Source organism: Streptomyces sp. NPDC005494, assembly GCF_042872025.1.
GTDB lineage: Bacteria > Actinomycetota > Actinomycetes > Streptomycetales > Streptomycetaceae > Streptomyces.
The window spans coordinates 295,679-321,032 of the sequence record NZ_JBIAJR010000008.1 but is presented as its reverse complement, the minus strand read 5'-3'; the positions used below and the strand labels follow the sequence as shown (position 1 = coordinate 321,032).

Genomic DNA, 25,354 nt, shown 5'->3' with positions numbered 1-25,354 from the left:
CGGCGCACCCGCACCGACCGACCGACCGAGAGCAGGGGGAACAGACCATGGTGTCATCAGCGGCGTACGGCACCTGGCCGTCACCGATCGACGCGGCGCTCGCCGCCTCGCACGACGGCCGGCCGGAATTCGTCGGTACCGTCGGCGACGAGGTGTGGTGGACGGAGCCGCGCCCCGCCGAGGGCGGCCGGCGCGCCCTCGTACGCCGGCTGCCCGACGGCACCACCCGGTCCGTGCTCCCCGAACCGTGGAACCCACGCAGCAGGGTCATCGAGTACGGCGGTGTGCCGTGGGCCGGCCAGGCCCGCGCGGAGGGCGGCCCCCTGGTCGTGTTCGTCCACTTCGCCGACCAGCGGCTGTACGCGTACGCGCCGGACGGGCCCGACGAGCCGTGGCCGCTCACCCCCGTGTCGGACGTCGGTGGCGGACTGCGGTGGGTGGAACCGCAGGTGCGGCTCGAACGCGGCGAGGTCTGGTGTGTGCTGGAGGAGTTCACCGGCGATTCCCCGACCGAGGTGCGGCGTGTGATCGCCTCCGTCCCGCTGGATGGCTCGGCCTCCGGCGACCGCGGGGCCGTACGCGAACTGAGCGACGACAGGCACCGGTTCGTGACCGGACCCAAGGTGTCGTACGACGGTTCCAGGGCTGCCTGGATCGCGTGGGACCACCCGGCCATGCCGTGGGACGGCACCGTCGTGATGATGGCCGACGTCACCGCGGAGGGCACCTTCACGGGGGTCCGGCCCCTCGTCGGCGACATCGACGAGTCGGTCGTCCAGGTGGAGTGGGACCGGGACGGCACCCTGCTCTTCGTGTCCGACGTCGGCGGCTGGTGGGAGCTCCAGCGGCTCAGGCCCGACGCGGCCGCCGGGGCGGTCGTGCCGAGCAGCCGCCTCTGCTCCGGGCGCGGTGAGGAGTTCGGAGGTCCGCTGTGGAAGATCGGCCTGCGCTGGTTCCAGCTCCTGGACAACGGGCTGATCGCCGTCATCCACGGCCGGGGCACCACCGCGCTCGGCGTGCTCGACCCGGAGACCGGTGAGCTCGTCGACGCCGTCGGTCCCTGGACCGCGTGGGCCGAGACGCTGGCCGTCCAGGACACCAGGATCATCGGCATCGCCGCGAGCCCCGGCTCCGCGGCCGAGGTGGTCGAGCTGGACACCGCCACGGGGCACACCCGGGTCATCGGCGTACCGCACCAGGACGCGGTCGATCCGGCCTACTACCCCGAGCCGCTCGTCCGCACCTTCGGCGGGCCCGGCGGGCGGGAGATCCACGCCCATGTGTACCCGCCGCGCCACCCCGACCACACCGGCCCCGAGGGCGAGGCGCCTCCGTACGTGATCTGGGCGCACGGCGGCCCCACCGGGCACTCCCCGCTCGTACTCGACCTGGAGGTCGCCTACTTCACCTCGCGGGGCATCGGCGTCGCCGAGGTCAACTACGGCGGGTCCACCGGCTACGGCCGCGCCTACCGTGAACGGCTGCGCGGCCAGTGGGGCGTCGTCGACGTCGAGGACTGCGCGGCCGTCGCCCTGGCGCTGGCCGACGAGGGTTCGGCGGACCGGGCCCGGCTGGCCGTCAGGGGCGGCAGCGCCGGGGGGTGGACCGCGGCGGCCTCCCTCACACACACGGACGTGTACGCCTGCGGAGCGATCAGCTACCCGATCCTCGATCTGGAGGGGTGGGCGACGGGCGAGACCCACGACTTCGAGTCGCGGTACCTGGAGTCGCTCGTGGGCCCGTACGCCGAGGTGCCCGAACGCTACCGGGAGCGCTCGCCCGTCCACCGCACCGACGGGCTCACCGCCCCGTTCGTGCTGCTGCAGGGGCTCGACGACCCGATCTGCCCGCCCGTCCAGTGCGAGCGCTTCCTCGCGGAGATCGAGGGAAAGGGAGTGCCGCACGCCTACCTCGCCTTCGAGGGGGAGGGCCACGGCTTCCGCCGCGCAGACACCGTCCGCAGAGCTCTGGAAGCCGAACTCTCCCTCTATGCGCAGACGTTCGGATTCGATCGTCCTGACATTCCCCGGCTGGAGCTGAAGCGGTGACCCTGGAACCTCTGGCCCGCGCTGCCCGGTTGCGGCCCGGATCCCGGGTCGCGGTCGTCGCCCCCAGCGGACCCGTGCCTCCCGAGCGGCTCGAACGCGGACTCGCCTTCCTGCGCGACTGGGACCTCGACCCTGTCGTGGCCCCCCATGTCCTGGACGGGCACCCCGAGCTGGACTACCTCGCCGCGACGGACGCCGACCGCGCCCGGGACCTCCAGGAAGCCTGGTGCGACCCGTCGGTGGAGGCGGTCCTGTGCGCCAGGGGAGGGTACGGCGCCCACCGCATGGCCGATCTCCTGGACTGGCCCGCGCTACGGGCCGCGGGTCCCAAGGCGTTCGTGGGATACAGCGACATCACCGTGCTGCACGAGGCCTTCGCCCTGCGGGCCGGCTTCGCCACCCTCCACGGACCGATGGTGGCCACCGAGGTCTTCCTCGAGGACGAGGCCACCCGCCAGGCCCTGCGTTCCACCCTGTTCGAGCCCGAGTCGGTGCAGCGACTCGGCCTGGAGGCGGCCACCGCGCTCGTCCCCGGCACCGCCCGGGGCGTCACCTACGGCGGCTGCGCGAGTCTGCTCGCCGCCGACGCGGGAACCCCCTGGGCGAGGACCTCCGCCGAGGGCGGCCTGCTGGTCGTCGAGGACACCGGCGAGGAACCGTACCGGCTCGACGGGACCCTGACACGGCTCAGGCGCATCGGAGCCCTGGACGGGATAGCCGGCGTGGTGTGCGGCTCCTGGGACGGCTGCGGGCCGTACGAACAGGTGCGGGCGGTGCTCGCGGACCGGCTCGGCGGACTCGGGGTCCCGGTCGTCGAGGAGCTGGGATTCGGGCACTGCCCCACGGCGCTGACCATCCCGCTCGGCGTCCCGGCGGTCCTCGACGCGCCGGCGGACGGCGGCCGGTGCACCCTCACCGCCCAAGTGCCCGCACTCCTCTGAACGGCCGGGCCCCGAGAGGGCCCGGCCGGCCCCTGCGGGAAACCGGCTCCCGTGCGTTGACACCGCTATGACGTGTGTCACACGATGGGCCTAGCCCGGTACTTACCGGTCGGTAATGTGTCCTCGGCGTGGAGGTCCATGTGTCGCGTGCTGTGCCCCGATTCCGTCGCCCCCTCACCCTGCTCGCGGGGGCGGCACTTCTCGCCCCGCTCACCCTGACCGGCGCGCCACCGGCATCGGCGGCGGACCGGTACACCGTCACCGCGCTGGAGTTCACCGTGCGGACGGGCGACCGGACCTGCACGGTCGACGCCGACCTCTACCGCCCTGCCGGTGTCGACGCGCAGAACCCCGCCCCGGCCGTCCTCGCCACCAACGGATTCGGCGGCAGCAAGTCCGACGGCTCCACCGACGCCATCGGCAAGGCCTTCGCCGAACGCGGTTACGTCGGGCTCGTCTACTCCGGGCTGGGCTTCGGCAGGTCGGGCTGCCTCATCACCCTCGACGACCCGGCCGTCGACGGGAAGGCGGCCTCCGGACTCGTCGACTTCCTCGGCGGCACCCGCGCAGCGGACGACGGCACCAAGGCGGACTTCGTCACCGCGGACGCCCCGGGCGACCCGGTGGTCGGCATGATCGGCGGCTCGTACGGCGGCGCCGTCCAGCTGGCGACCGCGTCCGCCGACCGCCGGGTCGACGCGCTCGTCCCGCTGATCACCTGGAACGACCTCGCCCACTCGCTCTCCCCGAACGCCACCGGAGCGCGGCAGGGCGTCTCCTCCAGCACCCCCGGCGTCTTCAAGTGGCAGTGGACCAACGGCTTCTACCTGATGGGGGAGGGGCAGCCGCTGCTCGTCCCGAGCCTGGACCCGTCCCGCTTCGGCAGCCTCACCTGCCTGCACTTCGCCGCGCGGGCCTGTGACACCGTCCGCCTTCTGAACTCCGGCCGCTACCCCGCCGCCGAGACCGAGCGGATGCTGGCGTACGCGCGGAGCGTCTCGCCGGTGTCCTACCTCTCCGGGGTCAGGGCGCCCACCCTGCTCGTCCAGGGCCAGGCGGACAGCCTGTTCAACCTCAACGAGGCCACCGCCACCTACCGGGCGCTGAAGGCGCAGGGCACCACGACGAAGATGATCTGGCAGTCCTGGGGCCACAGCGGCGGCCAGGTACCCGGCGAACTCGACCTCGGCAGCGGCAATCTGGAGACGAGCTACGTCGGGCGGCGGATCCTCGACTGGTTCGACCGCTACCTCCACCACGAGGAGGAAACCGCCACCGGCCCCGAGTTCGCGTACTACCGGGACTGGGCGAGCGGCTACGGCACGGCGGACGCGGTGCCCGCCCTCTCGCGCACGATGTACCTCTCGGGCGACGGCGCCCTGGTGGACAGCCGCTCCGAGGTCACCCCGGGCAGCCGCAGGTACACCAACTGGCTGCTGCCGAGCAGCCACTCGGAGAGCTCCCTCGCCGGGCTGATCGGACTGCCGGACCCGGCGCCGTACGACACCAAGGGCACGTACCTCGGCTGGACCAGCGCCCCGCTGAGCGCACCGGTCGATGTCGTCGGCGCGCCGAAGGCGACCCTGAAGGTGGTCTCGCCGAAGGCGGAGCGGGCCCAGAACAGCGCCGACGCCGCGGACAAGCTGGTGCTTTTCACGAAGGTGTACGACGTGGCGCCGGACGGGACCCAGAAGCTGGTCAACCGGCTGGTCGCACCGGTCCGCGTGCCCGACGTCACCCGCCCCTTCACCGTCGAGCTGCCGGGGATCGTGCACCGGTACGAGACGGGGCACCGGCTCCGGTTCGTGATCGCCGCGAGCGACAGCGCGTACTTCGGCAACCGCGGCATCAAGCCGGTCACCGTGGTCAGCGCACCGCGGGACACCGGAGTCCTGGAGCTCCCGGTGGTCGGCTGACGCTCACCCGTACAGCCCTGCTCCACAGCTCCCCGGACCCGGGACGGAGGCATCCTGGGGTCCGGGGACGGCTGTTCCCGGCCCCGGACACCAGGACCCGGCGAAAGGGCCGAGCATGACGCACAAGGACCGATCCGGCAGCAGCAGCGCGTTCACACCCGCCCGGATCGCCGTCACCGCCCTGGCAATCCTCACGATCGTCTTCATCTGCGTGAACACCCAGGACGTCACCATCCGCGTGATCATCCCCAAGGTCACGATGCCGCTCTGGGCGGCCCTGCTGGGAGTCTTCCTGGCGGGGGTGCTCTGCGGCGCCGGCTTCCTCCTGTTCCGCCGGCGAGCGGCCAGATAGCGGGAGCCTGACGCCGCCGGACGGGCCCGCGCCCCTCCCGGCCGGTGTTCTCCTCCGTCCCTCTCCGCACCCACCGGTACGCGACCGCGTGTGACGGTGGTCTGAAAGGCGCTTCCCCGGGTACGCGCCGGTCAGCACCTCCTACGGGTGCACCGAACGCCGGAAGCCGGCAGAGAGGACGCAGCGTGCGGACTGTTGGTGTCGAGGAAGAGCTCCTGCTGGTCGACGGGGAGAGCGGTGACCCCCAGGCCCTGTCGACGGCGGTACTCGCGCTGGCGGAGCGCCGGGCCGGCGGGGACTCGGTGTTCGAGTCGGAGCTCCATGATCATCAGTTGGAGTTCGCCACCGAGCCGCGTGCGTCGATGGGTGAACTCGCGGACGAGATCCTCCGGTGGCGGGCCGAGGCGGCGAACAGGGCGGCGGACGCCGGCGCGGCCGTGGCGGCCCTGGCGACCTCGCCGCTGCCGGTGAGCCCCTCCATCGGAGAGGGCGAGCGTTACCGCTGGCTGGCGGAGCGGTTCGGGCTGACGGCTCAGGAACAGCTGACCTGCGGCTGCCATGTGCACGTGTCGGTGGAATCGGACGAGGAGGGGGTCGCCGTCCTGGACCGGGTGCGCCCGTGGCTGCCGGTGCTGCTGGCGCTGAGCGCGAACTCCCCCTTCTGGCACGGCCGCGACAGCTCGTACGACAGCTACCGCAGCAGGGTCTGGGGCCGGTGGCCCTCGGCAGGGCCGACGGAGGTGTTCGGTTCCGCCGACGGCTACCACGCGCAGGTCCGGGCGCTGGTCGAGACGGGCGTGCTGCGGGACGAGGGAATGATCTACTTCGACGCACGGCTCTCGCACCGCTACCCCACGGTGGAGGTCCGGGTGGCGGACGTCTGCCTCGACGCCGCCGACACGGTGCTGCTGGCCACGCTCGTGCGCGGCCTGGTCGAGACGGCCGCGCGCGCCTGGCGTGCCGGTGAGCCGCCCCAGCCCGTCCCGGTTAGCCTGGTGCGCATGGCCGGCTGGCAGGCCGCCCGCTCGGGTGTGGAGGGGCGGCTGCTCCATCCGCTGACCATGCGCCCCGAGCCGACCGCCGACGTGCTGGCGGCCCTGCTCGCACACGTACGGGACGCCCTGGAGGACAGCGGTGACGCCGCTGCGGCGGAGAAGGCGCTGGGGGACGTGCTGAAGCGGGGCACGGGGGCGAGGGTCCAGCGCGCGCTGCTCACGGATTCGGGCAGCCTGCGGACCGTGGTGACCGAGTGCGCGGCCAGGACGCGGGGGTGACGCAATCCCCACGCGCCCGGCCACGACGCCCGTCACCCGGGGGCGGGACCCGCCTCGGCCGCGTGTGCGTCGACCACCGCGGCCAGCCGGGCCAGCATCGCGCGGTGCCGGATCTGGAGCAGCGCGTCGAGGGCCACGTTGTGGAGGGCGCCGCCGAGCCCCTGGAGGGGGTGCTCGTTGAGCAGGACCAGGGTCTCCTCACCCCAGGGCCGGATGTCGAACGCGATCCGGGCCGTCCCCAGAGCGCCGCTGTACGCCTCCAGTTCCAGCACCTGCGGGCGTTCCAGCCGGCGTACCGTCGTGCGGCCCCGGAACTCCTTCGGGCCGAGCCGCACCGTGTAGCCGATGGAGGACCCGACCTCGGGCCAGAGCCCCTCCAGCGGGCGCGAGTCGCTCGTGCCCACGACCCACTCCGCGTATTTCTGCGGCTGTTCCAGCACCGCCCACAGGGCGGAGGGAGGGTGATGGATCAGGTGATGGCGAATGGCCATGGACGCCTCCACGCGCGGATGCCGCGGTCGATGGGAACGAGGGGCGAGGTCACCGGCCATGCTACGCAGACCGTGCGGAGCCGACATGTCGGAGAGCCCTCGCACGCCGGGAGCGCGGGTCCGGGAGGTGGCTGCCGAACGAGAGGCCTCACCCGTTCGGGCTAATCGTCAGGCGGGGCGTCCGAACGGGTGGACCGCCCCGCGACCGCCCCACCCACGGCCGGTCCGTCCGGAGGCCTGTCAACGGCGGAAGCCGTTGCGCGGTAGAACGGATGAGGGAGAACGCCCGGCGAACCGACTCGGAAGAGCGAGGAGAGTACGCATGCGTGCACTGACCTGGCAAGGACGACGGGACGTCCGCGTGGAGACGGTTCCCGACCCGGTCATCCAGGATCCGACGGACATCATCGTGCGGGTCACCTCGACCGGCATCTGCGGATCGGACCTGCACCTGTACGAAGTGCTAGGCCCCTACCTCGACCCAGGTGACATCCTGGGGCACGAGGCGATGGGGGTCGTGGAGGAGACCGGCGCCGAGGTGACAGCCGTCAAGCGCGGGGACCGCGTGGTGATCCCGTTCAACGTCTCGTGCGGCAGCTGCTACATGTGCGACCGAGGGCTCCAGTCGCAGTGCGAGACCACCCAGGTCCGGGACTACGGCAGTGGCGCCGCGCTCTTCGGATACACCAAGCTCTACGGCCAGGTGCCGGGCGGACAGGCCGAGCTGCTGCGTGTCCCCTTCGGCAACACCCTGCCGGTGAAGGTCCCCGACGGTCCGCCCGACGACCGCTTCGTCTTCCTGTCGGACGTCCTGCCTACCGCGTGGCAGGCCGTGGAGTACGCGGACGTGCCGCCCGGCGGCAGCCTGACCGTGCTGGGGCTCGGGCCGATCGGCGACATGGCCGCCCGGATCGCCCTGCACCGCGGTGCGGGACAGGTCATCGGGGTGGACCTGGTCTCCGACCGCCTGCACCGAGCCGCCGCCCGCGGGGTGCACACCATGGACCTGCGGGAGTACGGGAAGCACCTGGGGGACTCCATCCGGGGGCTCACCGACGGCCGGGGCACCGACGCGGTCATCGACGCCGTCGGCATGGAGGCGCACGGCGCGCCCGTGGCCAAGGCGGGGCAGTGGGCGGTGGGCATGCTGCCCGACGCCGCGGCACGCGCGCTCATGGAGCGGGCGGGTATCGACCGCCTCAGCGCCTTGTTCACCGCGATCGACGCGGTGCGACGCGGCGGCACCGTTTCCGTCTCCGGGGTCTACGGCGGGGCGGCGGACCCGATGCCGCTCCTCACCATGTTCGACAAGCAGATGCAGCTGCGGATGGGCCAGGCCAACGTCTGGAACTGGGTGCCCAGCATCCTGCCGCTCCTGGTGGACGAGGATCCGCTCGGCGTCGACGACTTCGCCACGCACCACCTGTCGCTGGACGAGGGTCCCAAGGCGTACGAGACGTTCCAGAACAAGGCGGACGGCATGGTGAAGACCCTGCTCAGGCCGTGATCAACCAGGAGCAGGAGGAGCGATGACGAACGCACCCCAGGGTCTGCGGGTCGTGGTCACGGGCGCCACGGGCAACGTCGGTACCAGCGTCGTGCGGGCACTGGCCGGCGACCCTTCCGTGGCATCCGTCCTCGGTCTGGCCCGTCGGCTCCCGGGACACGGTGTCCCGGGAGTCGAGTGGGGCACGGTCGACCTGGAGCACAGTGACAGCCCCCGGAGACTGGCGGTGCACCTGTCCGGCGCAGACGCGGTCGTCCACCTCGCCTGGCGCTTCCAGCCCACGCACGACCCCGTCGTGACCTGGCGGAGCAACGTCGAGGGCTCGATGCGCGTCTTCGGCGCGGTACGCGACGCGGGCGTGCCGGTGCTGGTCCACGCCTCGTCGGTGGGGGCGTACTCCCCAGGGCCCAAACGCGAGCCGGGCGTCGACGAGCAGTGGCCCACCCACGGGTGGCCGGACGCCGCGTACTGCCGGGAGAAGGCCTACCTGGAGCGTGTCCTCGACACCTTCGAGCTCCGGCACCCGGAGATCCGGGTCGTGCGCATGCGCCCGGGGTTCCTCTTCAAGAGGACGTCGGCGAGCGAGCAGCGACGGATCTTCGCGGGCCGGTACCTGCCGGGCGGCCTGCTCAGGCCCGGTCTGCTGCCCTTCGTCCCCGACCTCGACGGGCTGCGTTTCCAGGTGCTGCACACCGACGACGCGGCCGAGGCCTACCGGCTCGCCGTCACCCGGGATGTCCGGGGCGCCTTCAATCTGGCCGCGGACACGGTGACGGACGCGCGGCAGCTCGCCGGACTCCTCGACGCGCGCGTCGTCCGCGCCCCGGTCCCCCTGGTCCGCGGCGCGCTGGCCGCGGCCTGGAGTGCCCGTGCCGTACCCGCGTCGCCTCATCTCTTCGACGCCGTGCTGCGCCTCCCGGTCATGAACAGCGCCCGGGCCCGCGAGGAACTGGGCTGGCAGCCCGTCCACTCGGCCTCCGACGCGCTGCGCGCCTTCCTGCAGGGTGTCTCCCACGGAGAAGGGGAGGACACGGCCCCGCTGGCCGGCAAGCGGTGGGGGTGAACCAGCCGTACGCGCCAACACCGCCTTCCCAGGCGGTGATTCCGGCCGGGCACAGCCGATCAACGCCGATCACCGCCGACCGCGAGACACCCGGCGCGGAAGGCGGCGACCATAGGCCGTATGCGTACACGTGTGGTTCTTGACGCCCCGTCGAATCTGGGGCTGCGGCCCCCCGCCCCCGGCACCGTGCCCGGTTGCTGCAAACTCGCGGGCGCGCTCCGTGAGCAGCGCATCGTGCAGCGGCTCAGGGCCCTGGAGGGCGGTGTCGTCGTCCCCCCGCGCTACGACCGAGGCGACTGGCAGGAGGGCGACGGCGTCTTCAACGCCTCCGCGATCGCCCGTTACACCCGTACGCTCGCCGACCGCATCGAGGGCCATGTCAGGGCGGGGGAGTTCCTGGTCGTCCTCGGTGGCGACTGCTCCATCCAGCTGGGCGCCGCCCTCGCTCTGCGCCGCACAGGGAGGTACGGGCTGGTCGCCATCGACGGATCGGCGGACTTCCGGCACCCGGGCAACAGTGACCGGATCGGCGCGGCGGGCGGCGAGGAGCTGGCCCTCTCCACCGGACGCGGGCAGGCCGACCTCACCGACATCGAAGGGCTCGGGCCCTATCTCAAGGACGAGGACATCCGGCTCTTCGGCATGCGCGACGGAGACGAGGACCGCGCCGAGCTGACCGCGCTGAAGATATCCCACGCGACCGTCGGCGAGATCCGGGAGTGGGGGCCCGCCGACATCGCCCGCGCCGTGGTGCAGACCCTGGAAGTGCCCGTGCTCGACGGCTTCTGGGTCCACCTCGACGCGGATGTCCTCGACCCGAGCGTGATGCCCGCCGTCGACAGCCCGGACGACGGCGGCCTGTTCCCCGACGAACTGGCCCCGCTGCTGAGGACGCTCGTCGGATCACCACGTTGCGTGGGACTCAACGTCACGATCTACGACCCCGATCTGGACCCCGACGCCTCGGCGGCGGCGCTGCTCACCGACCTGATCGTCGGCGCCTTCGCCGAGGCGGGACCGGACGGGGGCTGACCGCCGTCAGGCGGGCACGTTGCGGTCGACGTACTCGAAGACGGAGCCGTCCGGGTGCAGAGCGATCAGGTTGCGGCCCGCAGGGGTGGGCACCGGGCCCGCGATGACCCGGGCGCCCACCCTGGTCAGGGCCGCGTGTGCCTCCTCGACGTCCTTCACCGCGATCGTCGCCGAGACCTTGCGCAGCACCTCCAGTTCCGACTCGGGGCCGCTCATCAGCAGAAAGCAGCCGATCGCGGCCACCGAGACCCCGCCGCGCTCGAAGCGCAGTGCAGGAGTGCTGGTCAGGCCCTCGTAGAAGGCCACGGAGGCCTCCAGGTCGTCGACGCAGATACGCAGCGTGGTTCCCAGGATTTCCATGCCCACGAGGGTAGTTGCCGACCCGGCCGGATGTGATCCGTTCCCGGCCCGGCACCGGATCGGCCCTGACACCGGCTCACCTTCGGCACCGGCTCACGACTGACATCGGTTCACGTCCGGCACGTGATCGCGCCTGCACCGGGTTCACGTCCGGCATGTGATCACGCCTGACACCGGGTTCACGTGGGCACGTGATCACGCCTGACACCGGTTCATGTCCGGCACCGGCTCAAGCACGTCACCCCTCGTGCCTTCCACCTCGTGCCTTCCACCGGATCAGGCCCGGCAGAGCACCTCGCCGTGCGGCACCATGAACCAGCCGTCGGGCTCCTCGCCCCACGCGCGCCAGGCGTCCGCGATCGCCGTCAGCTGCTCGGCGCTCGCGTGTCCGCCCTCCACGGCCAGCCTCGCGTACACCGACGCGGTCGTGCGGTCCGCCCACAGCCCGCTCCACCAGGCGCGGTCCTCGGGGGTGGCGAAGCACCAGGCCGCCGCCGACGGGGTGATGTCGGTGAAGCCCGCCTCCCGGGCCCAGGAGAGCAGCCGGCGTCCCGCGTCCGGCTCGCCGCCGTTCCCGCGGGCCACCCGGCCGTACACGTCCTGCCACTCCGTCATCCCGGCCACCTCCGGATACCAGGTCATCGCCGCGTAGTCGCTGTCGCGGGCCGCCACGACGCCGCCGGGCCGGCAGACCCGCCGCATCTCGCGGAGCGCCTGCACCGGATCGCCCACGTGCTGGAGCACCTGATGGGCGTGGACCACGTCGAAGGAGTCGTCGGGAAAGTCCAGGGCGTGGACATCCGCCGTGGCGAACTCCACGTTGTCCAGGCCGCGTTCGGCGGCGACACGTGCCGCGTCCTCGAGGACCTCGCCGTTCGCGTCGACGGCCGTCACCCGGCCCGGCGCCACGAGCCCGGCGATGTCCGCGGTGATGGTGCCGGGCCCGCAGCCGACGTCCAGCACCGCCTGCCCCGGACGGAGTTCGGGGATCAGGTAGGCGGCTGAGTTGACGGCGGTCCGCCATCGGTGCGAGCGCAGCACCGACTCGTGATGACCGTGGGTGTAGACGGCGGATTCCTTCGGCATGGCCGTACGTCCTTTCTCGGACCTCAGTCGCAGGCGATGGGCCGACCGTACGCCTCCATGTCGCATCTTGAGATAGGCGTCTCACCATTCGAGCGAATGCGGAAGTGGGTGCGGCCTGTCGGGCCGCGCGGCGGTCACACGGGCATCGGGCAGTACACCGTGAGAGCCTCGGGCAGCTTGTCGATCACCAACTCGCTCCCTGAAGAGGCGACTTCACCGTCGTACGCATACGGTGTCCCCGGAGCGAGGCCGGACAGCCGTACCTTCCGGCGCCGTACCGCCGCGTGCACGGGCGAGCGGGTCAGTGGTCCGGCGATCGCCGCGGCCAGCAGGCGCAGCCCGGGCGTCCGGCCGCCGTGCACCACCCGTACGTCGAGCAGCCCGTCCGCCAGATTGTGGCGGCGGCCGGGCGCGGGGCCGACGCGCCGGAAGAGGCCGTTACCCACGAAGAGCAACCACAACGGCCGCTTCCTGCCCTGGAGTTCGGCGGTCAGCGGACGTGAGCCGCGCAGCGTCTCGAGGGCCGCCAGCACCCCCGCCGGCCAGCCGCCGATCCTGGGTGCCCAGTGCTCGCGGGTCCGCACGAGCTCCGGGTAGACGCCCAGGCTGAACGCGTTGAGGAAGTATCCGTCCGCCCCGTCCGGCCCCTGCGGGCCGGGGCGGAAGCGTCCCAGGTCGACCCGCACCGCGTCACCGGAGGTGAGCGCGGTCACGGTGTCGTGCACGGTCTCGATGCCGAGGTCGTACGCGAAGTGGTTCAGGGTCCCGCCGGGGAAGACGGCGAGCGGTACTCCGTGGGTCGCGGCGACGGCCGCGGCCATGTTGACCGTTCCGTCGCCTCCGCAGACACCCAGGGCCTTGCCCTGCCGCGCGGCCTCCTCCAGGCATCCCGGCAGGTCGGAAGGGGCGCACTCGACCGTCGACACGAGCGGCAGCGCGTCACGGATCACGCCCGCCGCCGCGGTCGCCGAACCGGACTCCCGGTTCACGACCACGACCAGATCCTGGCCGGCGGGCAGCGCCGGGGCCTCGGCCGGCGGCCTGCCCGGGGCGGGCAGCTGGCCGCGGGTCGGCACCACGCCGCGCAGGGCGAAGGCGGCCCCCACGCCGAGCGCGGCACCGGCCACCACATCGCTCGGGTAGTGGACGCCGGTGTAGACGCGGGACGCGGCGACGGCGGCGGCCACCGGGGCCACGACCGCCCCCCAGCCCTTCGACTCCAGCGCGACGCCCGTCGCGAAGGCCGCGGCCGAGGCCGCGTGACCCGACGGGAAGGAGGTGGTGCCGGGCTGCCGCTTCAGCTGCCGCATCACCGGAACGAGGTCCACTATCGGGCGCTCCCTGCGCACCGCGCCCTTGCCCACGGTGTTGATGGCGGCCGAGGCGACGGCCAGCGACGCGATCCCGCGCAGCGCTGCCCTGCGGGAGCGGGCGCTGCCGCCCAGGGCGGCCATGCCCACCGCGGCCCCGACCCACAGCACCCCGTGATTGGCGCTTCGGCTCAGCCGGGGCAGGACGTGCTCGGCCCCCGGCCAGTGTCTTTCGGCCACGCGCTGGAACGCGGCGAGATCGCGCCGATGAAAACCGGCCCGCCAGCGCCGGGGAAAGGGGAGACTGCTCGATGTCGACATGGGACAGCGAATACCCTGCGACCGGAGCGTGAACCAGGAGGCGCGCAGGGGCGCGCCGGGGGATCCGGCCGAATCGCGAAACATGTGGTGAATCGCCCGGGCTCCGCCCGCTCCGCGACGTCAAGGGCGTTGCCCGGACAAGTTCCCTGCCGTTAGCCTGCGTTCGTGATTCCGGTCGTTGGCCGGAGTGTCGAACAAGATAAGGCGGGCGATCATGGGGCGACTCGTCCCTGCGGTGACCAGGGCGCTGGATGTTCTCGAACTCTTCCTCCAGGGAGAAGGAACTCTTTCCGCCCCCGAGGTCACGCGAAAGCTCCAACTGCCGAGGACCACGGTCCACGAGCTGCTCACCACGCTCGCCGCGCGCTCCTACCTGGTCACGGCCCCTGAGCAGCCGGGACGCTACCGGCTGGGCGTGCGCACGTACCAGCTCGGGAGCCGGTACGCCGAGAAGCTCGATCTCGCGGCCGAGGGCCAGCAGGTGGCCCGGGAGGTGGCCGAGACCTGCGGTGAGACCGTCCACGTGGCGATCCTGGAGGACACCGAGGTCATCTACATCGCCAAGGTGGACTCCACGCACGCCGTCCGCATGGTCTCCGCCGCGGGCCGCAAGCTGCCCGCGCACTGCACCTCCGTCGGCAAACTGCTGCTCGCCGCGCTCCCGGAGGCCGAACTCGACGCCCGTCTCGACGGACGTGACCTCGTCGCCATGACCGACAACAGCCTCACCGATGCGGCCGAGCTGCGGGCGGCCCTCGCCGTCGTGCGCAAGCGGGGCATAGCGGTCGAGCACCGGGAATCCAATCCGGATGTGAGCTGCGTGGCCGCGCCCGTCCGCGACCGGTCCGGGCGGGTCGTCGCCGCGCTCTCCATCTCGGTACCGATGATCCGCTGGAGCGAGGAGCGCGAGGCGGAGCTCGCGCAGCTCGCCTCCGGGGGCGCCGACGCGCTGTCCGGCCGGCTCGGACACCACCGGGGGCAGATATGAGCACCGCCGTCGACGTGGCGGTGCGCGAACGGGCCGAACTGGGCGAAGGACCCACCTGGGACCCGGCGGGCGAGCGGCTGATCTGGGTCGACATACTCTCCGCCCGGGTCCACACCTACGCCCCCTCGACCGGGCGGCGTACGGTCATGGCCACGGGGCAGCACGTCGGCGCGGCGAAGCCGCGGGCGGGCGGCGGGCTCGTGACCGTCCTGCGGGACGGCGTGGGGCTCTACGACGCCGACGGCGCCTTCTCCTGGCTGGTGCACGACCCCGTCCCCGGGCGGCGGGGCAATGACGCGGCCGTGGCGCCGGACGGCGCTCTCTGGGCCGGAACCATGCGCTACGACGAGGCGGAGGGCGGTGGCACCCTCTCCCGGATCGCCCCGGACGGCACGGTGACGGGCGTCCTCGACGCGGTGACGGTCAGCAACGGCACGGGCTGGAGCCCGGACGGCGGGCTCATGTACTACACGGACACCCCGACCCGGCGCATCGACGTCTTCGACGTCGAGGGGGAGCGGGTGGTGAACCGGCGCCCCTTCGTCACCGTCCACGAGGACGCCGGGTGGCCCGACGGTCTGACCGTGGACGCGGACGGCTGCGTGTGGGCCGCCTTCTGGGACGGCGCGGCGGTCCGGCGCTACACCCCCGACGGACGGCTGGACCGGGTGGTGGAGCTGCCGGTACGGCGGCCCACCGCCTGCGCCTTCGGCGGTGAGGGCCTGCGCGATCTGTACATCTCCACCGCCCGTACGGGTCTGGAGGCGCCGCACCCGCTCTCGGGCTCGCTGCTCGTGCTCCCGGACGCGGGGCAGGGCATGCCGGGGACGCCTTTCGCCGGATGAGCCGGCGGACGCGGGGCGCGGGATTCCGTCGGCCCCGGGACCGGTGCGGGGGCGGACCCCGGGGAACCTCCGTATAAAGGGCCCTGAGGGCGACGCAGGCGGACGGAGGCCCGGGATGCACGGAGGCGAGCGAGAGCGGCCCCACCCCCTGAGGGAGGACCGGGGCCCGGTGCGGTACGGCCCCCCCGCCCCCGACCCGGGTCTTCCCGTGCTGCCCGAGCTCGCCGGTGTACTGGCCGCTTCGGCCGCGCGCACCCGTCCCGAGCCTCCCGGTGGCGGAACGATCCTGCGGGAGGCCGCCTGCGCGTACTGGGCGCGGCGGAGCCTGCACTGCGGCCCCGATGACGTCGCGGCGGCCCCCGGCGTCCAGCCCCTCGTCTTCGCGCTGATCGCCGCCTACGGCGGTGACGTCATCATGCCCAGGCCTTGCCCCGCCGGCTGGATGCCCCAGGCCCGGCTCCTGGGCCGCCCCGCCTACCACGTGCCCACACCCGCCGAGTGCGGCGGCATTCCCGACCCGTACGCCCTGCTGGAGACCGTGCGCAGGGTGCGCGCCGAGGGCGGAAGGCCCCGGCTGCTCCTGCTCTCGGTGGCGGACGACCCGACAGCCACCCTCGCACCGCCGGAACTGGTCAGGGAGGCCTGCGAGGCGGCCGTGACCGAAGGGCTGCACATCGTCAGTGACGAGACCTGGCGCGACACCCTGCACCGGCCCCACGACACCGTCGTGCTCAGCCCCGCCGAGATGTGCCCCGACGACGTCACCGTGGTCTCCGACCTGGCAGGGGCGCTCACCCCGTCCGCCTGGCCGGTGGCCGTCGCACGCTTCCCGGCCACCGCGCGCGACGCCGCCCGGCGGGCCCGCGTGCTCGACATCCTCACCGCGCTCGGCGCCCTCGTCGCGGAACCGGTCGCCCGCGCCGCCGCCCACGCGCTCCGCGAACCCGAGGCCGTGACGGCCAGGATCCGGCAGGCGGCGGGGCTCCAGGCCGACGTCGCCTCCGCCGCGCACCGTGCCGTGCTCACCGCCGGCGCACTGGCCAGGCCACCGCAGGTGGGCCGCCATCTCTACGCCGATCTCGGGCCCCTGCGCCCCCGGCTGGCGGCCCGGGGGGTCACCGACTCCCTCGAACTGGAGGAGTACCTCACTCGGAGCCTGGGCGCCCCGGCCCCCGGCGGGCACCGGTTCGGGGACGAACTGGGTGCGTTGCGGGTGCGGCTGAGCACCGGTCCGCTGCTCGGCTCAACCCCGGAGCAGCAGATGGAGTCCCTCACTGCGGTGGAGCCCCTGAAATTGCCCCATGTCGCCCGAGCACTGAGCATTTTCGCAGCAGCCCTCGATGAACTCCGATGACAGGAGCCTCTCGATGACGGAACAGACCGAGCGCCCCTACGCGGGCGCCGGCCATGCGCCCCCCGGCCGCCCCGCTGCCGCGCCGCGCCGCCTCGGCGAGCTCCGGACCTGGCCCCGCAGCTTCGCGGACCGGCTCTCCGCCCCGCTTCCGGGTGTCAGGGGCATGACCCGACTGGCCAGGGAGCGCTCCCTGCGGCCCAACGCCGAAGGCCTCCGCGGGATCCACCGGCTGCCCTACGCGCCCCAGCCGCTGCCGGAGGTGGGCACGGACACGACGGCCGTCACCTGGGCCGGACACGCGAGCTGGATCGTCCGCATCGGCGGCCTCACCGTCCTCACCGACCCGGTCTGGTCGCGGCGCATTCTCGGCACCCCCGCCAGGATCACCCCCGTCGGCGTCCGCTGGGAGGAGCTGCCGCGCGTCGACGCGGTCCTGATCAGCCACAACCACTACGACCACCTCGACGCGCCCACGCTCCGCCGGCTGCCCCGGGACACACCGCTCCTCGTCCCCGCCGGGCTCGGCCGCTGGTGCCGTCGCCGCCGGTTCACCTGTGTCACCGAGCTCGACTGGTGGGAATCGGTGGAACTGGGCGGCGTCCGGTTCGACTTCGTGCCCTCCCACCACTGGTCCAAGCGGACTCTGCTGGACACCTGCAGGTCACTGTGGGGCGGCTGGGTGCTCGGCGACGCGAGCGGCCGGCGGATCTACTTCGCGGGGGACACCGGCTACGGCCACTGGTTCAAGGAGATCGGCCGCCGGTATCCCGGTCTGGACCTGGCCATGCTGCCGATCGGGGCGTACGAACCGCGCTGGTGGCTCTCGGACGTGCACACCGATCCGGAAGAGGCCGTCCAGGCGTACGAGGACCTGGGCGCGCGTGTCATGGCTCCCATGCACTGGGCGACGTTCCTGCTCTCCGCCGAACCCGTGCTCGAACCGCTGACCCGGCTCCGTACCGCCTGGCAGCGGGCGGGACACCCCCGCGCCGACCTCTGGGACCTGCCGGTCGGCGGTTCACGGGTCCTGGAAGCCTGACCGGTGTCCGGCCGGTACCCCGCGCCCCCGGCCCGTCGCTCGCGCCCGGCCGCGCTCTCGGCCGGCCTGCCGCGCCCCGCCGCACCCCTGGCCGGCGTCCCGCGCCCGGCCATGCCCTCGCCCGGCCGGCCGCGCCCGCCCGCGCTCTCAGCCGGCCAGCCGTGCCCGCAGCCGCCGCCACAGCGCCGGCATCCCGCTGATCAGCAACGTCAGGGCTACCGCGGCGAGCACCCCCTGCCACGGCTGGGCGAAGAGCGAACCGCCCAGGATCCCGATCAGCTGATACGTCGCCGCCCAGGCCAGGCACGCGGGAACGTCGCCCCGGGCGAACTGCCGCAGCGGCATCCCACCGAGCAGGCAGGCCAGCATCACGGGTATCCGCCCGGCGGGCACCAGCCGGGACAGCACCAGCACCACCGTGCCGTGCTCGTCCAGCTTCTCCTGAGCCTGAGCCAGCCGCTCGGGCGCCGCCCGGCTGCTGATCGCCTCCAGCCAGCGCGAGCCGTTCTTCGACCGCACCCCGCGCTGCCCCAGCCAGTACAGGCACAGGTCCCCGAGGAAGGCCGCACCCGACGCCACGGCGAACACCACGAGCAGGGCGAACGGTGAGGTCTGGTGGAACGCCACCACGGCCGCCGAACTCACCAGCGCGCCCGTCGGCACCACGGGCACCAGGGACCCCAGCGCCACCAGCAAGAACAGCGACGGATAACCGGCCGCCTGCTGCGTCGACTCCGTCGGGAGCTGCCGCAGCACTTCCTCCATCACCTACGGGCCTCCGGCCTCACATGCTCTCCGTGCCCCAGCCGGTGCACCGACACCTCCGGTGCCAGCCGCGCCGCGTGCCGCACGAACTCGTCGCCCGGCGCGTGGAACTCGTGCGGCCGGATCCCGTCCATCCCGATCGGCCAGTACGTGCCGTAGTGCACCGGCACCGCCGACCGCGGCTTCAGCAGGGTCAGCACCGACGCGGCACGCGCCGCGTCCAGATGGTGGTCGCCCAGGTAGGGACCCCAGCCGCCGACCGGCAGCAGAGCCACGTCCACCGGCCCCACCGCGTCGGCCATGCCGTCGAACAGCCCCGTGTCCCCGGCGAAATAGGTCCGTGCCTCCCCCTCGACCACGTATCCCAGGGCCGGCGCCCGGTGCGGGCCGACCGGCAGCCGCCGCCCGTCGTGCGAGGCCGGGACCGCGCGCACCAGGAGCTCGCCGACCCGCACCACGTCACCCGGGCCGACCTCGGTGATCCGGAGCCCGCGCGCCCTGCGCAGCAGCCGGAGGCCCGGGACGGCCCTCAGCGCGCCCCGAGGGACGACCAGGAGGCTGCCGGGGGCGAGACGGGCCAGGGAGGGGAGGTGCAGGTGGTCGGAGTGCAGATGCGAGATCAGCACCGCGTCGGCGACGGCGGCCTCCGGCGGTGGCACCTCGCCCCGGCGGCGGCGCAGATGGGCGAAGCGGCGTACGAACAGCGGATCGGTCAGGACCCGGACCCCGGTGTCCTCGATCGTGCAGGTGGCATGACCCCACCAGGTGACCTCCACCGCCCCGCCTCCTCGTCCACAACCCTCGTACACGCACCCCCGTACGCGTACGAGGGTAGGCGGTCCGCGCCCCTGCCACGCCGGAGTGCTCCTTTCCGCCCTCCCCGCCGCGGTCACACACGGCTACGGAGAGCCACATCGGGGGTAGGGTCGTCGCCAGCATCCGAGTGCGGGGGGATCCGTTCATGGGGGACGTACGGGTGGCGGCCATCGCCAGTCTCACACCGCTGGAGGAGCTCGACGCCGATCCCTTCCTCGTCGACACCCGCGGCCAGCAGGCCATGTGCGCCCGCTGGGCCGCCGACCGGGGATACGTCGTCACCCGCCAGCTGCGCGTCTGCGGCCTGCGACCCGACCACCACGCCCTGTGGGCCGGCACCGAGGGAGGGCAGGTCGAGCTGTTCGTGGCGCCCAACGACCGGGTCCTCGCGCGGGCCCTCGTCTCCGTGCCGGACTTCGCCGCGGAGTGCGAGCGGCGCGGCGTACGGCTGGAGTACGCCGGCCTCGACGAGCCCGTCTACACCGCCCGCGCCAAGGCGAGTGTCCACCGGAGGCTCTCGATGCCGACCGCCGGCTACGACGGCTGCTGACGCCGGGCCGGCGGCCGGGGCCGCGAAAGTCGCCGAGAGGGCTGTGACAGGCTTGACGCGGGTCCACGGCGAACGACGGGCCCGGACGTGAGGTGGAACGGCGTGAATGACGGGCGATGGCGTACGGCGGGCGGAACGCTGGTACGCGTGGTCTCGGTGTGGGCCGTCTCCACGCTCACCATGCTGGCCCTCGCGGGCATCCTGCCCGACTTCCAGCTCCAGTCCGACGACGGCGACACCGTCACGAGGACCGCCTTCACCGCGGCCTGGGGCGCGGGCGCCTTCGGCCTCCTCTCCGCCCTGGTGTGGCCTGTGCTCGTCAGGGCCCTGCTCATCGTGCCCGCGCTGGTCCTGGGCGCACTGGTGTTCTTCCTCAACGGCTCCCTCCTGCTCATAGCCCTGCGGCTCATCCCCGACGGGCGCGGGGACGCCGACCCCGAGACCGCCGTGGTCGTGGCGGCCGTCATGTCGGCCGTGGCCTCCGCGGTCTCCACCGCCCTCGCGGTCCGCGACGACGACGCCTACCGGCGAAGACTCTCCCGCCTGGCCGACCGCCGCCGCAGACGCGGCGGCGCGCCCGGGGGCCCGGACGGCGGACGGGGCGGACCGCCCGGCATCGTGTTCGTCCAGCTCGACGGCGTGGGCCATGACGTACTCGCCGAGGCGGCGGCCGACGGGATCATGCCGACCGTGGCCGGGCTGCTCGCCGACGAGGCCGGGCACCGGCTCACCCCGTGGACGACCGACTGGTCCAGCCAGACGGGCGCCAGTCAGCTCGGCATCCTGCACGGCAGCAACTACGACGTGCCGGCCTTCCGCTGGTACGAGAAGGAGACCGGCACCGTCATGGTCTCCAGCAGGCCGGCGAGCGCCCTCGAACTGCAGCGCAGGGCCATCGCCCGCACCCACGACGGCGGACTGCTCACCGTCGACGGCGCGAGCCGGGGCAACCTCTTCAGCGGCGGCGCGGACCAGCTCGCCCTGGTCCTGTCGATGGCAGCCAGGCTCGGCAAGGGCCGCCGTTCGCGCGCCGGCTACTTCGCCTACTTCTCCGACCCGGCCAACGCCGTGCGTACCGCCCTCTCCTTCGTCGCGGAGGTGGTCCGGGAGATCGGCCAGTCCACCCGGGCCCGGCTGCGCAAGGAGTCCCCCCGGGTCAAGCGGGGCGGGCTGTACCCCTTCATCCGCGCGTTCGCGACCGTGGTGGAACGCGACGTCGTGGTGGCCGCCGTGATCGGCGACATGTTCGCGGGACGCACCGCGGTCTACGCCGACCTCGTCGCCTACGACGAGGTCGCCCACCACTCCGGGCCGCACAGCAGGGACGCGGAGAAGGTCCTCGCCCGCCTCGACCGTTCGCTGGGCCTCATCATGAAGATCGCGGAACACACCCCGCGTGACTACCGGGTCGTGCTGCTGTCCGACCACGGCCAGAGCCCGGGGGAGACCTTCGCGGGACGCTACGGCCTCACGCTCAAGGACCTCGTACGGGCCGGCTGCGGGCTGCCCGTACCCCGCAGGGCGCAGCGCACCCGCAGCGCGTCGGAGGCCCGCGACGCCGTGCGCATCGCGCTGCACAGGCCCGTCGACGGGGAACAGGAGGAACACCCGGTCAGGCCGTCCGACCCGGTCGTGCTGGCCTCGGGAAACCTCGGGCTGCTGTCCTTCCCCGACATCGACGGCCGGGCCTCGCGCGAGCAGCTCGACCGCCGCCACCCCGCTCTGCTCGGCACACTCGCCGCCCATCCCGGGATCGGCTTCCTGCTCGTGCGCAGCCAGAAGCACGGCTCCGTGGTGCTGGGACGCGACGGCGCGGAGGTCCCTGTCGCGGAGCTCAGGGACGGGGAGGGCCCGATCGCCGCGTTCGGCGCCGGCGCCGCGGAGGCGGTGCGGCGTACGGACACCTTCCCGCACGTGGCCGACGTCATGGTCAACTCCATGTACGACCCGGAATCCGGCCGCGTGCACGCCTTCGAGGAACAGATCGGCTCGCACGGAGGACTCGGCGGACAGCAGTCCCGGCCCTTCCTGCTCTGGCCGCGCACGCTCGCGGACCCGCTGGACGCCGTGGCCGCGGACACTCCCGGCGGGGAGGCGGTGGCGGGGCTGGTCGGAGCGGAGGACGTGCACCGGGTGCTGAAGCGCTGGCTCCGGGAACTCTCGGGGCCCCAGGTGCCGCTGCGGCAGGAGGGTTTCGCGGGGGCCGCGCGCGCGGACGAACCCTTCCCGGACGTGGTGGTCCCGGAGGGCGTGTCCGTGCGGGAAGGGTCTCCCGCGGTGGACGAGCCGGTCCTGGACCTGCCTGTCCCGGAGGAGCCTGTCCCGGACGCGGGCGACGCGGTCCCCGGCGCACGCGGCTGACGGATCAGGCGGACGCGCGCCGTACCAGCGTCGGATGGAAGACCACCGACGGCGAGGGCTCGCCCGGACGGCCGATCTGCTTCAGCAGGAGCCGGGCCATCTCGGCAGCCATCTCCTCCACCGGCTGGCGCACGGTCGTGAGGGGAGGATCGCAGGCCACAGCGGCGTTGCTGTCGTCGAAGCCCACCACCGCGACATCCCCGGGAACGTCCCTGCCCGCCCGCAGCAGCACCGGCAGTGCGCCCAGCGCCATCAGGTCGGAGGCGATGAACACCGCGTCCAGATCGGGCTGTTCGGTCAGCAGCCGACGCATCGCCGAGGCGCCACCGGCGTGGGTGAAGCCCCCCTCGGCGGTCACCACGTCCCCGATCCCGTGCTGCTCCAGCGCGTCCAGGAAGCCGGTCAGCCGCACCTGCCCCGCGGGCATGTCCTGGGGGCCCGCGATGGTCCCGACGCGCCGCCGGCCCAGGGCCGCCAGGTGGTCGGCGGCCATCTGCGCCCCGGCCCGCTGGTCGGCCTCGACGTAGGTCAGCGGTGTGGGGCGGCGCGGCCGTCCGGCCAGCACGGCCGGGAGCCGGGTGCCGTGCAGCAGCTCGGGCAGCGGATCGTCGGCGTGCGAGGAGATCAGCACCACTCCGTCCACGTGTCCCTGGCGCAGATACGACATCAGCTGGTTCCGCGAGGCCTCGTCGTCGGCCAGCATCAGCACCATCTGGATCCCGGCGGGGCGCAGCACCTCCATGAGCCCGGCGACCACGCGCCCGAAGTGCGGGTCGGAGAACATCCGGCCTATGAACGGCTCGGAGACGGGACGGCGTTCACGCTCGGACACCACCAGGGCGATCGAGTCGGTCCGGCGGGTCACCAGCGAACGTGCCGCACGGTTGGGAACGTAGCCCGTGGTGGCCACGGCCTCCTCGACGGTGCGCCGCAGCGCGGGGTCCACCGTGGTCGCACCGTTGATCACACGGGACACCGTGGCCCGTGAGACACCGGCCACCGCGGCCACGTCCTCCAGGGTGGTGGGGCGTGCGGGCGGCGAGACGTCGGCAGTCATGCAGTCTTTATACCGGGTGATCCGACGGGCGTGCCGAGGGTTCCGGCACGTCAGGGGCCCCGGCCGCTGCTCACACCTCGGTGGCCCCCGCCGGTCGCGGCACTCGGTGGTCCCGCCCGCGCAGGGCGGTCAGTTCGGCCAGCTGTTCCCCGCGCGCGGTCACGAGCGCCCGTGCCCGGTCCCTGGCCTCCGCGCTCCCGCCCGCCGAGCTCTCGGAGCGCGAGACCTGCTCCGACCTGCGCAGATGCTCGTGGAGCAACGTCACGAGCAGGCGGTCGAAGGCCGCTCCCTCCGCCACGCGGGCGTCCTCGAGATCCTCCGCCGTCACCATGCCGGGCATGTCGTGCCCCTCGTGCACATCGGTGCCGGGCAGGCCCATCCGGTCCCGGAGCCCGCGCAGCGCGGTCAGTTCGGCGACCTGGGAGGACCGCAGCCGGGCCGCCCAGGAACGCAGGCGGGGCCCGGAGGTCCTGCGAGCGGCGAGATCCAGCAGGAGCACGGCCTGGGCGTCCATGGGGATCATCAACTGGACCCAGGCGGCGTCGGTCGGGTCCGCGGCGGGGGAGCGGGGCGTCGTCGTACCGGCCTGTACGGATCCGGGCGGGGGTGTGGCTTCCCGCCCTCCTTCTCCGGCGCAACCGGTCAGCAGGGTGAGCAGGAGAAGCGTCGTGGTGAGTCGGCGAGGTGCCATCGGCGGCGGTTCCTTGCGCGGGGGCGTCCGTACGGGCCCGGTCGGGCCTGTACGGACGCCGGTGGGCGGAGATGTGACGTCAGGTCAGGGGGTGCCGTCGGCGCCGCACTTGATGATGGCGTTGATGCAGTCGCGGACCCGCTGGGCCATCTCCGCCTCGGGCCACACGTTGAAGAAGTCGCCGTGCATCGTGTAGCCGCGTCCCGAGGCGAGCCGGAAGCGGGCGGGGTCGCCGTTGACCGGATAGCGGAGGACCTGGCGCAGCTTGGGCACCGGGACCGGGTGCGTCGACGGGCAGGCGCCGCCCACCGGATAGGCCATGTGGCTCTTGTGGTCGGCCGAGTCCAGGTCCTTCCCGTTCCAGCACTGCGGGAAGTCCAGGTAGCTCTCCATCATCGAGCCCGCCGGGCAGTTGACGAAGTCGTGGGACGGATCGACCTCGCCGTGGTGGAGGCACGACCAGCGGGAGATGGTGTTGTCGCCGGGGCCGGTCGCCTTCGCGTTGCCCGCGACGATCCGCAGACCGCGGGGGAAGGGCTTGATCGTACGGATGATGTCGTCCCGCACGCCCTCGCCGAGGTAGTAGAACGTGGTGCCGGTCGGCTCCACCTCCTTGTCGCCGTCGTACAGGGTCGGCACCCAGTAGGCGGAGAGGTCGGTCCTGGGGGCGCAGCTGGTGCCGGCTCCTTCCAGGGACGCGAGATCCGAGTGCGCGTCGGTGGAGTCGTTCCCGAAGAAGCTGTGCATGTGCGAGGCGCCGGGCAGACCGGGCAGGACGATCGGATCGTCCGGTGCGCGGTGTGTGTAGGGGCATTCGGCGAGGAACTCGGCGACCCGGACCACGTCGGCGGACCCGGTGGAGCCCGTGGCGGCGCGGTCGCCCGCCGCGTTGCCCGCGGAGGCATGGACGAGGGACAGGGCGAGTGCGGCGGCGGCGAGCCCCGCGATGCGGTAGCGCCACGGCGGCAGGGATCCGCGCCTGCCGTGGCCGGACGTGCGTCGTCTGAGGAAGAGCACGGCACTCCTGTTCTGAGGAAGTGGGGTTCCTTCGGCCGGGTGCCCGGCCTGAGTGAGAGAGCGCTCTCTTCGGAAACGTAGAAGTGTGACGTAAGCATGTCAAGACTGTGCGCAGGGCTGTCAATTACCTGCTGGGTGAACAGAATTGTCGTGCGGTGAGGTCGGAGAGC

At 73.0% G+C, this 25,354-nt stretch carries 23 protein-coding genes; 14 read left to right on the top strand and 9 right to left on the bottom strand.

Features of this window, described 5'->3' with window-relative positions; genetic code table 11:
• Window positions 1-47 precede the first annotated feature (47 nt).
• The 5 genes from ACFYQ6_RS23930 (at window position 48) to ACFYQ6_RS23910 (ending at window position 6,531) form a co-directional block, all read left to right on the top strand.
• Window positions 48-2,048, top strand: a complete 2,001-nt coding sequence (locus tag ACFYQ6_RS23930; protein WP_361577531.1) for a prolyl oligopeptidase family serine peptidase — start codon at window positions 48-50, stop codon at window positions 2,046-2,048.
• Entirely contained in the window at window positions 2,045-2,989 is a 945-nt protein-coding gene (locus tag ACFYQ6_RS23925) for an LD-carboxypeptidase (protein WP_361577534.1), read from the top strand. Before ACFYQ6_RS23930 ends, ACFYQ6_RS23925 begins: the two co-directional genes overlap by 4 nt.
• A gap of 128 nt (window positions 2,990-3,117) precedes the next feature.
• Window positions 3,118-4,905: a CocE/NonD family hydrolase gene (locus tag ACFYQ6_RS23920; RefSeq protein ID WP_361577537.1), complete on the top strand. Its 1,788-nt coding sequence runs from the start codon at window positions 3,118-3,120 to the stop codon at window positions 4,903-4,905.
• Window positions 4,906-5,020: 115 nt separating this feature from the next.
• A complete protein-coding gene (locus ACFYQ6_RS23915) occupies window positions 5,021-5,257 on the top strand; it encodes a LapA family protein (RefSeq protein ID WP_361577540.1) in 237 nt (78 codons plus the stop codon).
• A 185-nt stretch (window positions 5,258-5,442) separates the two neighbouring features.
• On the top strand, window positions 5,443-6,531 hold the full coding sequence (locus ACFYQ6_RS23910; RefSeq protein ID WP_388764788.1) for a glutamate--cysteine ligase: 1,089 nt from the start codon (window positions 5,443-5,445) through the stop codon (window positions 6,529-6,531).
• Between the two features lie 32 nt (window positions 6,532-6,563).
• Here the strand turns inward: ACFYQ6_RS23910 and ACFYQ6_RS23905 are convergent, their stop codons facing one another.
• Window positions 6,564-7,022 (bottom strand): SRPBCC family protein, encoded by a 459-nt coding sequence (locus ACFYQ6_RS23905; RefSeq protein WP_361577546.1) that lies wholly within the window; start codon window positions 7,020-7,022, stop codon window positions 6,564-6,566.
• Window positions 7,023-7,344: 322 nt separating this feature from the next.
• On the opposite strand from ACFYQ6_RS23905, the gene ACFYQ6_RS23900 reads away from it, so the two are divergent.
• The 3 genes from ACFYQ6_RS23900 to ACFYQ6_RS23890 all read left to right on the top strand — a co-directional run bounded on the left by ACFYQ6_RS23900 (window position 7,345) and on the right by ACFYQ6_RS23890 (window position 10,624).
• Complete coding sequence (locus ACFYQ6_RS23900) at window positions 7,345-8,529, top strand: alcohol dehydrogenase catalytic domain-containing protein (RefSeq protein ID WP_361577549.1); 1,185 nt, start codon at window positions 7,345-7,347, stop codon at window positions 8,527-8,529.
• Between the two features lie 22 nt (window positions 8,530-8,551).
• Window positions 8,552-9,592: an NAD-dependent epimerase/dehydratase family protein gene (locus ACFYQ6_RS23895; protein ID WP_361577552.1), complete on the top strand. Its 1,041-nt coding sequence runs from the start codon at window positions 8,552-8,554 to the stop codon at window positions 9,590-9,592.
• Window positions 9,593-9,712: 120 nt separating this feature from the next.
• Entirely contained in the window at window positions 9,713-10,624 is a 912-nt protein-coding gene (locus ACFYQ6_RS23890; protein WP_361577555.1) for an arginase family protein, read from the top strand.
• A gap of 6 nt (window positions 10,625-10,630) precedes the next feature.
• On the opposite strand, the gene ACFYQ6_RS23885 is transcribed toward ACFYQ6_RS23890, so the two are convergent.
• From ACFYQ6_RS23885 to ACFYQ6_RS23875, 3 genes are all read right to left on the bottom strand, one after another.
• Window positions 10,631-10,984: a VOC family protein gene (locus ACFYQ6_RS23885; RefSeq protein ID WP_267078236.1), complete on the bottom strand. Its 354-nt coding sequence runs from the start codon at window positions 10,982-10,984 to the stop codon at window positions 10,631-10,633.
• A 276-nt stretch (window positions 10,985-11,260) separates the two neighbouring features.
• Window positions 11,261-12,070 carry a methyltransferase domain-containing protein gene (locus ACFYQ6_RS23880; protein ID WP_361577561.1) on the bottom strand — a complete coding sequence of 270 codons (810 nt, stop codon included), beginning with the start codon at window positions 12,068-12,070 and terminating at the stop codon, window positions 11,261-11,263.
• Window positions 12,071-12,204: 134 nt separating this feature from the next.
• Window positions 12,205-13,701, bottom strand: a complete 1,497-nt coding sequence (locus tag ACFYQ6_RS23875; protein ID WP_361577564.1) for a phosphatase PAP2 family protein — start codon at window positions 13,699-13,701, stop codon at window positions 12,205-12,207.
• Window positions 13,702-13,915: 214 nt separating this feature from the next.
• On the opposite strand from ACFYQ6_RS23875, the gene ACFYQ6_RS23870 reads away from it, so the two are divergent.
• The 4 genes from ACFYQ6_RS23870 to ACFYQ6_RS23855 all read left to right on the top strand — a co-directional run bounded on the left by ACFYQ6_RS23870 (window position 13,916) and on the right by ACFYQ6_RS23855 (window position 17,927).
• Window positions 13,916-14,689: an IclR family transcriptional regulator gene (locus ACFYQ6_RS23870; protein ID WP_388764784.1), complete on the top strand. Its 774-nt coding sequence runs from the start codon at window positions 13,916-13,918 to the stop codon at window positions 14,687-14,689.
• Window positions 14,686-15,534, top strand: a complete 849-nt coding sequence (locus ACFYQ6_RS23865; protein ID WP_361577570.1) for an SMP-30/gluconolactonase/LRE family protein — start codon at window positions 14,686-14,688, stop codon at window positions 15,532-15,534. The genes ACFYQ6_RS23870 and ACFYQ6_RS23865 overlap by 4 nt, the downstream gene beginning before the upstream one ends.
• Before the next feature lie 115 nt (window positions 15,535-15,649).
• Window positions 15,650-16,888, top strand: a complete 1,239-nt coding sequence (locus ACFYQ6_RS23860) for an aminotransferase class I/II-fold pyridoxal phosphate-dependent enzyme (RefSeq protein ID WP_361577573.1) — start codon at window positions 15,650-15,652, stop codon at window positions 16,886-16,888.
• Between the two features lie 13 nt (window positions 16,889-16,901).
• Window positions 16,902-17,927 carry an MBL fold metallo-hydrolase gene (locus ACFYQ6_RS23855; RefSeq protein WP_361577576.1) on the top strand — a complete coding sequence of 342 codons (1,026 nt, stop codon included), beginning with the start codon at window positions 16,902-16,904 and terminating at the stop codon, window positions 17,925-17,927.
• A gap of 147 nt (window positions 17,928-18,074) precedes the next feature.
• Here ACFYQ6_RS23855 and ACFYQ6_RS23850 read toward each other — a convergent pair whose 3' ends face one another.
• Together ACFYQ6_RS23850 and ACFYQ6_RS23845 are read right to left on the bottom strand one after the other, a co-directional pair.
• Window positions 18,075-18,692: a DedA family protein gene (locus ACFYQ6_RS23850; RefSeq protein ID WP_388764903.1), complete on the bottom strand. Its 618-nt coding sequence runs from the start codon at window positions 18,690-18,692 to the stop codon at window positions 18,075-18,077.
• Entirely contained in the window at window positions 18,692-19,468 is a 777-nt protein-coding gene (locus ACFYQ6_RS23845; protein WP_361577582.1) for an MBL fold metallo-hydrolase, read from the bottom strand. Before ACFYQ6_RS23845 ends, ACFYQ6_RS23850 begins: the two co-directional genes overlap by 1 nt.
• Window positions 19,469-19,653: 185 nt before the next feature.
• Here ACFYQ6_RS23845 and ACFYQ6_RS23840 point away from each other — a divergent pair, with 185 nt between their 5' ends.
• Together ACFYQ6_RS23840 and ACFYQ6_RS23835 are read left to right on the top strand one after the other, a co-directional pair.
• Window positions 19,654-20,058 carry a hypothetical protein gene (locus ACFYQ6_RS23840; RefSeq protein WP_361577585.1) on the top strand — a complete coding sequence of 135 codons (405 nt, stop codon included), beginning with the start codon at window positions 19,654-19,656 and terminating at the stop codon, window positions 20,056-20,058.
• 102 nt (window positions 20,059-20,160) lie between these two features.
• On the top strand, window positions 20,161-22,419 hold the full coding sequence (locus tag ACFYQ6_RS23835) for an alkaline phosphatase family protein (protein ID WP_388764778.1): 2,259 nt from the start codon (window positions 20,161-20,163) through the stop codon (window positions 22,417-22,419).
• Between the two features lie 4 nt (window positions 22,420-22,423).
• On the opposite strand, the gene ACFYQ6_RS23830 is transcribed toward ACFYQ6_RS23835, so the two are convergent.
• The 3 genes from ACFYQ6_RS23830 to ACFYQ6_RS23820 all read right to left on the bottom strand — a co-directional run bounded on the left by ACFYQ6_RS23830 (window position 22,424) and on the right by ACFYQ6_RS23820 (window position 25,184).
• Entirely contained in the window at window positions 22,424-23,476 is a 1,053-nt protein-coding gene (locus ACFYQ6_RS23830; protein WP_361577591.1) for a LacI family DNA-binding transcriptional regulator, read from the bottom strand.
• 70 nt (window positions 23,477-23,546) lie between these two features.
• On the bottom strand, window positions 23,547-24,167 hold the full coding sequence (locus ACFYQ6_RS23825; RefSeq protein ID WP_361577594.1) for a DUF305 domain-containing protein: 621 nt from the start codon (window positions 24,165-24,167) through the stop codon (window positions 23,547-23,549).
• Between the two features lie 84 nt (window positions 24,168-24,251).
• Window positions 24,252-25,184 carry a DUF1996 domain-containing protein gene (locus tag ACFYQ6_RS23820; protein WP_361577597.1) on the bottom strand — a complete coding sequence of 311 codons (933 nt, stop codon included), beginning with the start codon at window positions 25,182-25,184 and terminating at the stop codon, window positions 24,252-24,254.
• Between the last annotated feature and the right edge of the window lie 170 nt (window positions 25,185-25,354).

What these genes read in the sequence shown, in the direction of transcription:
- ACFYQ6_RS23930 (WP_361577531.1), top strand. Translation starts at nt 48, where the DNA reads ATGGTGTCATCAGCGGCGTACGGCACCTGGCCGTCACCGATCGACGCG.
- ACFYQ6_RS23915 (WP_361577540.1), top strand. Translation starts at nt 5,021, where the DNA reads ATGACGCACAAGGACCGATCCGGCAGCAGCAGCGCGTTCACACCCGCC.
- ACFYQ6_RS23905 (WP_361577546.1), bottom strand. Translation starts at nt 7,022, where the DNA reads ATGGCCATTCGCCATCACCTGATCCATCACCCTCCCTCCGCCCTGTGG.
- ACFYQ6_RS23900 (WP_361577549.1), top strand. Translation starts at nt 7,345, where the DNA reads ATGCGTGCACTGACCTGGCAAGGACGACGGGACGTCCGCGTGGAGACG.
- ACFYQ6_RS23895 (WP_361577552.1), top strand. Translation starts at nt 8,552, where the DNA reads ATGACGAACGCACCCCAGGGTCTGCGGGTCGTGGTCACGGGCGCCACG.
- ACFYQ6_RS23890 (WP_361577555.1), top strand. Translation starts at nt 9,713, where the DNA reads ATGCGTACACGTGTGGTTCTTGACGCCCCGTCGAATCTGGGGCTGCGG.
- ACFYQ6_RS23885 (WP_267078236.1), bottom strand. Translation starts at nt 10,984, where the DNA reads ATGGAAATCCTGGGAACCACGCTGCGTATCTGCGTCGACGACCTGGAG.
- ACFYQ6_RS23880 (WP_361577561.1), bottom strand. Translation starts at nt 12,070, where the DNA reads ATGCCGAAGGAATCCGCCGTCTACACCCACGGTCATCACGAGTCGGTG.
- ACFYQ6_RS23875 (WP_361577564.1), bottom strand. Translation starts at nt 13,701, where the DNA reads ATGTCGACATCGAGCAGTCTCCCCTTTCCCCGGCGCTGGCGGGCCGGT.
- ACFYQ6_RS23870 (WP_388764784.1), top strand. Translation starts at nt 13,916, where the DNA reads ATGGGGCGACTCGTCCCTGCGGTGACCAGGGCGCTGGATGTTCTCGAA.
- ACFYQ6_RS23865 (WP_361577570.1), top strand. Translation starts at nt 14,686, where the DNA reads ATGAGCACCGCCGTCGACGTGGCGGTGCGCGAACGGGCCGAACTGGGC.
- ACFYQ6_RS23860 (WP_361577573.1), top strand. Translation starts at nt 15,650, where the DNA reads ATGCACGGAGGCGAGCGAGAGCGGCCCCACCCCCTGAGGGAGGACCGG.
- ACFYQ6_RS23855 (WP_361577576.1), top strand. Translation starts at nt 16,902, where the DNA reads ATGACGGAACAGACCGAGCGCCCCTACGCGGGCGCCGGCCATGCGCCC.
- ACFYQ6_RS23850 (WP_388764903.1), bottom strand. Translation starts at nt 18,692, where the DNA reads ATGGAGGAAGTGCTGCGGCAGCTCCCGACGGAGTCGACGCAGCAGGCG.
- ACFYQ6_RS23840 (WP_361577585.1), top strand. Translation starts at nt 19,654, where the DNA reads ATGGGGGACGTACGGGTGGCGGCCATCGCCAGTCTCACACCGCTGGAG.
- ACFYQ6_RS23830 (WP_361577591.1), bottom strand. Translation starts at nt 23,476, where the DNA reads ATGACTGCCGACGTCTCGCCGCCCGCACGCCCCACCACCCTGGAGGAC.
- ACFYQ6_RS23825 (WP_361577594.1), bottom strand. Translation starts at nt 24,167, where the DNA reads ATGGCACCTCGCCGACTCACCACGACGCTTCTCCTGCTCACCCTGCTG.